This window comes from Providencia sp. PROV156 (genome assembly GCF_028480905.1).
Lineage (GTDB): Bacteria > Pseudomonadota > Gammaproteobacteria > Enterobacterales > Enterobacteriaceae > Providencia > Providencia hangzhouensis.
On record NZ_JAMPPE010000034.1, the window covers coordinates 32,481 to 38,804 of the forward strand.

Consider the following 6,324-nt stretch of genomic DNA (forward strand, 5'->3'; position numbering starts at 1 on the left):
CCATGTATTTCTGGTATGATTGCGCAGCATTGTTAACAAGAGGCTATAATCATTTATGTCACTATGGCGTAAAATATATTACAACACGTTGAATTTACCACTTAAATTATTGGTAAAAAGTAAACTAATTCCTTCGGATCCCGTCACTGAGTTGCAGCTTGATGTCAACAGGCCAACCCTATACGTATTACCTTATCATTCGAAGTCTGACCTCCTCACGCTACGGCATCAATGCTTAGCTATTGGTCTGCCAGACCCTCTGGTCGACAATGATATCAATGGAACGAAGCTTCCGGCGTACGTTTTTATCGATGATGGCCCACGTGTTTTTCGCTATTATTCACCGAATCCACGTAAGGATTCAGTAAAAACTTTCCATGCTTATTTAGATTTGCATAAAAACAATCCAAATCTAGATATTCAAATGCTACCTGCATCCGTGATGTTTGGCCGCTCACCGGGTCGTGAAGGCCATACTCCAGCACCACCATTGAAACTGTTAAATGGGATTCAAAAATTCTTTGCAGTTTTATGGTTAGGGCGTGACAGCTTCGTGCGTTTATCACCCATTGTCTCAATTGGGAAAATGGCACAAGACCACGGCACAGACTCCATTATTGCCAACAAACTCGCCCGTGTCGCGCGTATTCACTATTCGCGCCAACGTCTAGCAGCAGTTGGGCCAAAACTCCCTGCACGTTATGAGCTGTTTAATAAGCTATTAACGTCTAAAGCGATTGAAAAAGCCGTTGAAGACGAAGCGCGTAGTAAAAAAATTCCACTCAAAAAAGCCCAGCAAAATGCCGTTGGGATGATGGAAGAAATTGCAGCCAATTTCTCTTATGAAGCCGTACGTTTAACGGATAGGGTTCTTAGTTGGACTTGGAACCGTCTTTATCAAGGCATCAATGTTCAGCACGCTGAACGGGTCCGCCAGCTTGCACAAGACGGCCATGAAATCGTTTATGTCCCCTCTCACCGTAGCCATATGGACTACTTACTGCTCTCATATGTGCTATACCATCAAGGGCTAGTTCCTCCTCATATTGCCGCGGGGATCAACCTCAATTTCTGGCCAGCAGGGCCGATTTTCCGCCGTTTAGGGGCCTTTTTTATTCGCCGAACGTTCAAAGGCAATAAGCTATATTCGACCGTTTTCCGCGAATATTTAAGTGAGTTGTTTGCCCGAGGTTACTCCATCGAATACTTTGTGGAAGGTGGGCGCTCACGTACCGGTCGTTTATTACAGCCTAAGACGGGTACCCTCTCAATGACGTTACAAGCGATGTTGCGCGGTGACTCACGCCCTATCACCATCGTTCCTATCTACATTGGGTATGAGCATGTGATGGAAGTGGGAACTTATGCCAAAGAACTTCGCGGCGCAGAAAAAGAGAAAGAAGGCTTTTTCTCTATGGTTCGCGGCTTACGTAAATTGCGTAACCTAGGCCAAGGGTATGTTAACTTCGGTCAACCCATTTCATTACCTCATTACCTTAACCAGCGCGTGCCTGATTGGCGCGACTCTATCGACCCTATCGAACCACAAAGACCAACGTGGCTAAACCCAACGGTCAGTTCGTTAGCCGATAACATTATGGTCAATATTAATAATGCAGCCGCAGCCAATGCGATTAACCTGTGTGCGACTGCGTTACTGGCTTCTCGTCAACGCTCACTCACTCGTGAGCAACTGATTGAACAAGTCGACTGTTACCTGCAATTATTGCGCAATGTGCCATACACCGCAGATGCGACGACCCCAAATAAAACAGCAGAGCAATTGTTAGAACATGCTTTGCAAATGGATAAATTCGAAGTCGAAAAAGACAGCATGGGGGATATTATTATCCTTCCTCGCGAAAATGCCGTCTTAATGACCTATTACCGTAACAATATCCATCATTTATTGGTATTACCATCACTAATTGCTAGTATTGTATTGCACTATGAACGCATTAGTCGCCAAGACATTCACTATCAAGTAGGCCAAATTTATCCGTTCTTAAAAGCAGAACTGTTTATGCGTTATAACAGTGATGAGCTACACGAGGCGGTAGATACGCTAATTGATGAGCTAAATAACCAAAAGCTGATTTGCTTAAAAGAAGACGACATGGTGGTGTTAAATCCTCGCCGTATTCGTCCATTACAGCTCTTAGCTGCTGGCGTACGTGAAACTCTGCAACGTTATGCAATCACATTATCATTACTCAATGCGAGCCCTGAAATCAGCCGTAATACGCTGGAAAAACAAAGCCGTATCCTTGCACAACGCCTTTCTGTTTTGCATGGTATCAACGCTCCTGAATTCTTTGATAAAGCGGTATTCTCCACATTGGTCGATACCCTAAGAGAAGAAGGCTACATTGATAATAATGAAAATGATATCTTTGTCACCAATGCGCAAAAACTGTATGCCGTTCTGGCTCGATTGATGTCACCTGAGATTCGCTTAACTATTGAAAGTGTTAGTCAAGATGATGAGTTTTCTGAAAAAAAACCAACTGAAAGCACGCAATCTCCGGAACAAGTGAAAAGCTAATCGCCTTTTCTCAAGCCAATAAAACAAAAAAGGTCATGTTAGAAATAACATGACCTTTTTCACTTTGGCTCAATAACTGTAATTTAAAAATAACTGATAAAAATACCAATAAACAATATTAAGCCAACAAAGTTATTGTTCATAAAAGCTTTAAAGCAAGGCGCACGTTCACGGTTAACCATCAATTGCTGCTGATAGATAAATAAACCCGCAACTAACACTAATGAAATATAATAAAGGGTTCCTAAACCCGCCAGTGAGCCAATCACCAATAATAAGCCAACCATCAGTAATTGCAGCAAACCAATAATCAGTTTGTCATATTGCCCGAATAGAATAGCGGTTGATTTCACACCAATTTTTAAATCATCATCGCGGTCTACCATTGCATACTGAGTATCGTAGATCACCGACCAAATAATATTAACTAAAAACAGTAACCAACAAACAGCTGGCAAAGTTTCACCAACAGCAGAGAAAGACATTGGAATTGACCAACCAAAAGCCGCACCTAATACCACTTGGGGTAAATTACTGACTCTCTTAACAAAGGGATAAACCCATGCCAAAGCCAAACCTGCAACCGACAACCAAATGGTCATGGAATTGAGTGTCAAAACTAGCAGAAAAGAGAGGCCAACAAGGCTTGCAAACAATATTTTTGCTTCTTTTTCTGTTACGTCCCCACTCGGGAGTGGGCGGTGTTTAGTCCGCTCTACGTGGCCATCAAAATGGCGGTCAGCAAAATCATTAATGACACAACCAGCAGCACGCATAAAGAATACGCCAGCAGTAAACACAATCAAAAGATGTAAACTTGGCGTACCTTGAGCCGCAATCCATAATGCCCAATACGTCGGCCACAATAGCAACAATGAGCCAATGGGTCTATCAATACGCATTAAACGGCTGTATGCATGCCATTTACTTAGCGTCATACTTCCCTCCACTTTATCGTGCTCCTTTTCGAATTCCATCATACTTCAAATTAGGTATATTTTAATACCACCAAACTCGGCAACTTACTGATTTATATTTGTTGGCATAGTGTCATTGCAGAGACCTGAAAACTCAAAGTACTTAGGATAGTTAGCGATATGCAGGTGATTCAGGTAAAAATATTTCTGTTAACAGCAACGGTTTATTCGATAGTCTTAACCGAGAACTACGTACCCACCGGTTTGCGCAAGAACCAATATGGATATAATCTCGAGTTAAACTCTCGCGGCTAAATAAATAACGCCCTAATGGCATTCTCCCAATATCCACCAGTTGTTGGTCATCATCAGTCAGTGTTTCTTCAGGGATTATTGTTCGGCCCAGTAACCAAGGGATACCATCTCCATACATGACAACTTCTCTGACCCAATAACGTGGGCTTTCAGGTAGAGACTGCACTTCATCCGCGCTCAGCTTATCTTGCGATACATAGCGCTCTAAATAAGGTATCACGGTAACTTGCTGGCTATGCTGCTCAAAACGTTTTGTCATGGAGCCAAGCTCTAGTAGCCAATCTAATATATTGGCAGGCACTATTTTATCGTTTTTATCGTTCTCCGCCAGCCAGTGAATCGGCTGAGAAGTAAAAAGCGTTTCATCCATTACTTAAAATTCCACCATGAATAACATGGTTATGATTTACTGTATTTCTTACGCAATAGGATATCACGTTGTTTTACGACAAGGTTAAAGTTAGCTAACAATTTATATAAAAAGTCACATTTTCAACACAAAATGTAAAAATATAGTGAAAAATTTTTTAATTACTAGCAAGTTATCGATAATAATAAAATTCATTAATATCGTAACAAAATGAATTTGTTTGATTAAAAAATAGCCTGATGGACAGTATGTCAGTTAAACAATGTAAGGTAGGAACTTCCTACCTTACATTTAACTATTTAAATAATACGTTATTAATTTATCGCCAAGCTTTGTAGCTGTTAATCAAACCGTTGGTCGAGCTATCATGGCTACTCACGGTATCATTATTTTCTAATTCAGGCAGGATACGGCTTGCGAGTTGTTTACCTAACTCCACGCCCCATTGGTCGAAAGTAAAGATATTTAAAATCGCCCCTTGAGTGAATATTTTGTGCTCATACATCGCAATCAATGCACCTAACGAATATGGCGTGATTGATTTCAATAAGATAGAGTTAGTTGGGCGGTTGCCTTCAAACACCTTATAAGGCGCAACATATTCCATATCCGCGACATTTTTACCTTGCGCAGCAAACTCGGCATCAACCACTTCACGAGTTTTACCAAACGCCAGTGCTTCGGTTTGCGCAAAGAAATTAGATAATAATTTTTCGTGATGATCCCCTAACGGGTTATGGGTTACCGCAGGTGCGATAAAATCACATGGGATCATCTTAGTTCCTTGGTGGATCAACTGATAAAACGCATGTTGGCCATTGGTTCCCGGCTCACCCCAAATAATCGGGCCTGTTTGATAAGTAACAGGTTTTCCATCACGACCAATATATTTACCGTTCGATTCCATATTACCTTGTTGGAAGTAAGCGGCAAAACGATGCATGTATTGGTCGTATGGCAGAATCGCTTCAGTTTCCGCTTCAAAAAAATTGTTGTACCAAATACCAATCAAACCTAACAACACGGGGATGTTCTTTTCTAGCGGAGTTTGGGTGAAATGTTTATCCATCGCATGGGCACCGTTCAATAATTGAACGAAATTATCAAAGCCGACCGATAAAATAATGGATAAACCAATCGCTGACCATAATGAATAACGGCCACCAACCCAATCCCAAAATTCAAACATATTGTTGGTATCAATACCAAACTTCGCGACTTCTTCGCCATTCGTTGAAAGTGCCACAAAATGCTTAGCCACTTGACTTTCATCTTTTGCCGCAGCCAAGAACCAATCACGAGCAGAATGCGCATTCGTCATGGTTTCTTGCGTTGTAAAGGTTTTGGACGCAATTAAAAACAGTGTTGTTTCTGGGTTCAGCTTTTTCAGTGTTTCCGCAATTTGCGTACCATCCACATTCGATACAAAATGCATGTTTAGGTGGTTTTTGTATGGACGCAGTGCTTCTGTCACCATAAATGGACCAAGGTCTGAACCACCAATACCGATGTTCACCACATCCGTAATCGCTTTACCGGTGTAACCCTTCCAATCACCGCTGATAATACGCTGACTAAATTGCTGCATTTTTTCCAATACTGCATTCACTTCTGGCATGACATCTTTGCCATCAACATAAATAGGGGTGTTATCGCGGTTACGCAAAGCAGTATGTAGTACCGCACGGTCTTCAGTACGGTTAATTTTTTCACCTTGGAACATACTGTTAATGGCGCTTTCTAGCTCTGTTTCTTTTGCTAAGGCCAATAAATGTTCCAATGTTTCTTGCGTAATTCTATTTTTGGAGAAATCCACTAAGATTTGACCATCGAACGTTGCCGAAAAATGAGTGAAGCGGTCTTTATCCTGTGCAAACAAATCGCGCATATGGACATTTTTCATTTGCGCAAAATGTTGCTCTAGCGCCCGCCATGCAGCCGTCTGGCTTGGATTAATACTTCTCATGGATAACACTCTCCAAATAATTTTAATTAGAAATAGATTGTACCCCGTCACGAAAACGAGACTTATCGGTTTTCTGCGTTATATTGATATTCCCCAATTCTGCCGCACTTTTCCAGACTTAATTACCCATTTTATTAAAATACACACTTTCTAGACTGATACGTATACAAAAGTATATGATCCGGTTATCTGAGCGCAGTCAACACCCAAA

Annotated in this window: 4 protein-coding genes; 1 reads left to right on the forward strand and 3 read right to left on the reverse strand. The window is 41.4% G+C overall.

All coding sequences use genetic code 11. The features are described 5' to 3' along the window. Nucleotides 1–55: 55 nt before the first annotated feature. Nucleotides 56–2,545 carry a glycerol-3-phosphate 1-O-acyltransferase PlsB gene (gene plsB / locus PSF31_RS19300; RefSeq protein ID WP_096865064.1) on the forward strand — a complete coding sequence of 830 codons (2,490 nt, stop codon included), beginning with the start codon at nucleotides 56–58 and terminating at the stop codon, nucleotides 2,543–2,545. An 83-nt stretch (nucleotides 2,546–2,628) separates the two neighbouring features. Here the strand turns inward: plsB and ubiA are convergent, their stop codons facing one another. The 3 genes from ubiA to pgi form a co-directional block, all read right to left on the reverse strand. Continuing rightward, on the reverse strand, nucleotides 2,629–3,483 hold the full coding sequence (ubiA, locus tag PSF31_RS19305) for a 4-hydroxybenzoate octaprenyltransferase (protein ID WP_112307368.1): 855 nt from the start codon (nucleotides 3,481–3,483) through the stop codon (nucleotides 2,629–2,631). A 151-nt stretch (nucleotides 3,484–3,634) separates the two neighbouring features. After that, on the reverse strand, nucleotides 3,635–4,147 hold the full coding sequence (gene ubiC, locus PSF31_RS19310) for a chorismate lyase (protein ID WP_094962860.1): 513 nt from the start codon (nucleotides 4,145–4,147) through the stop codon (nucleotides 3,635–3,637). A 319-nt stretch (nucleotides 4,148–4,466) separates the two neighbouring features. Then, nucleotides 4,467–6,113 (reverse strand): glucose-6-phosphate isomerase, encoded by a 1,647-nt coding sequence (pgi, locus tag PSF31_RS19315; protein ID WP_096865066.1) that lies wholly within the window; start codon nucleotides 6,111–6,113, stop codon nucleotides 4,467–4,469. Nucleotides 6,114–6,324 lie beyond the last annotated feature (211 nt).

Excerpts from the sequence above, each read along its gene's own strand:
- plsB (WP_096865064.1), top strand. The coding sequence starts at position 56 with ATGTCACTATGGCGTAAAATATATTACAACACGTTGAATTTACCACTT.
- ubiA (WP_112307368.1), bottom strand. The coding sequence starts at position 3,483 with ATGACGCTAAGTAAATGGCATGCATACAGCCGTTTAATGCGTATTGAT.
- ubiC (WP_094962860.1), bottom strand. The coding sequence starts at position 4,147 with ATGGATGAAACGCTTTTTACTTCTCAGCCGATTCACTGGCTGGCGGAG.
- pgi (WP_096865066.1), bottom strand. The coding sequence starts at position 6,113 with ATGAGAAGTATTAATCCAAGCCAGACGGCTGCATGGCGGGCGCTAGAG.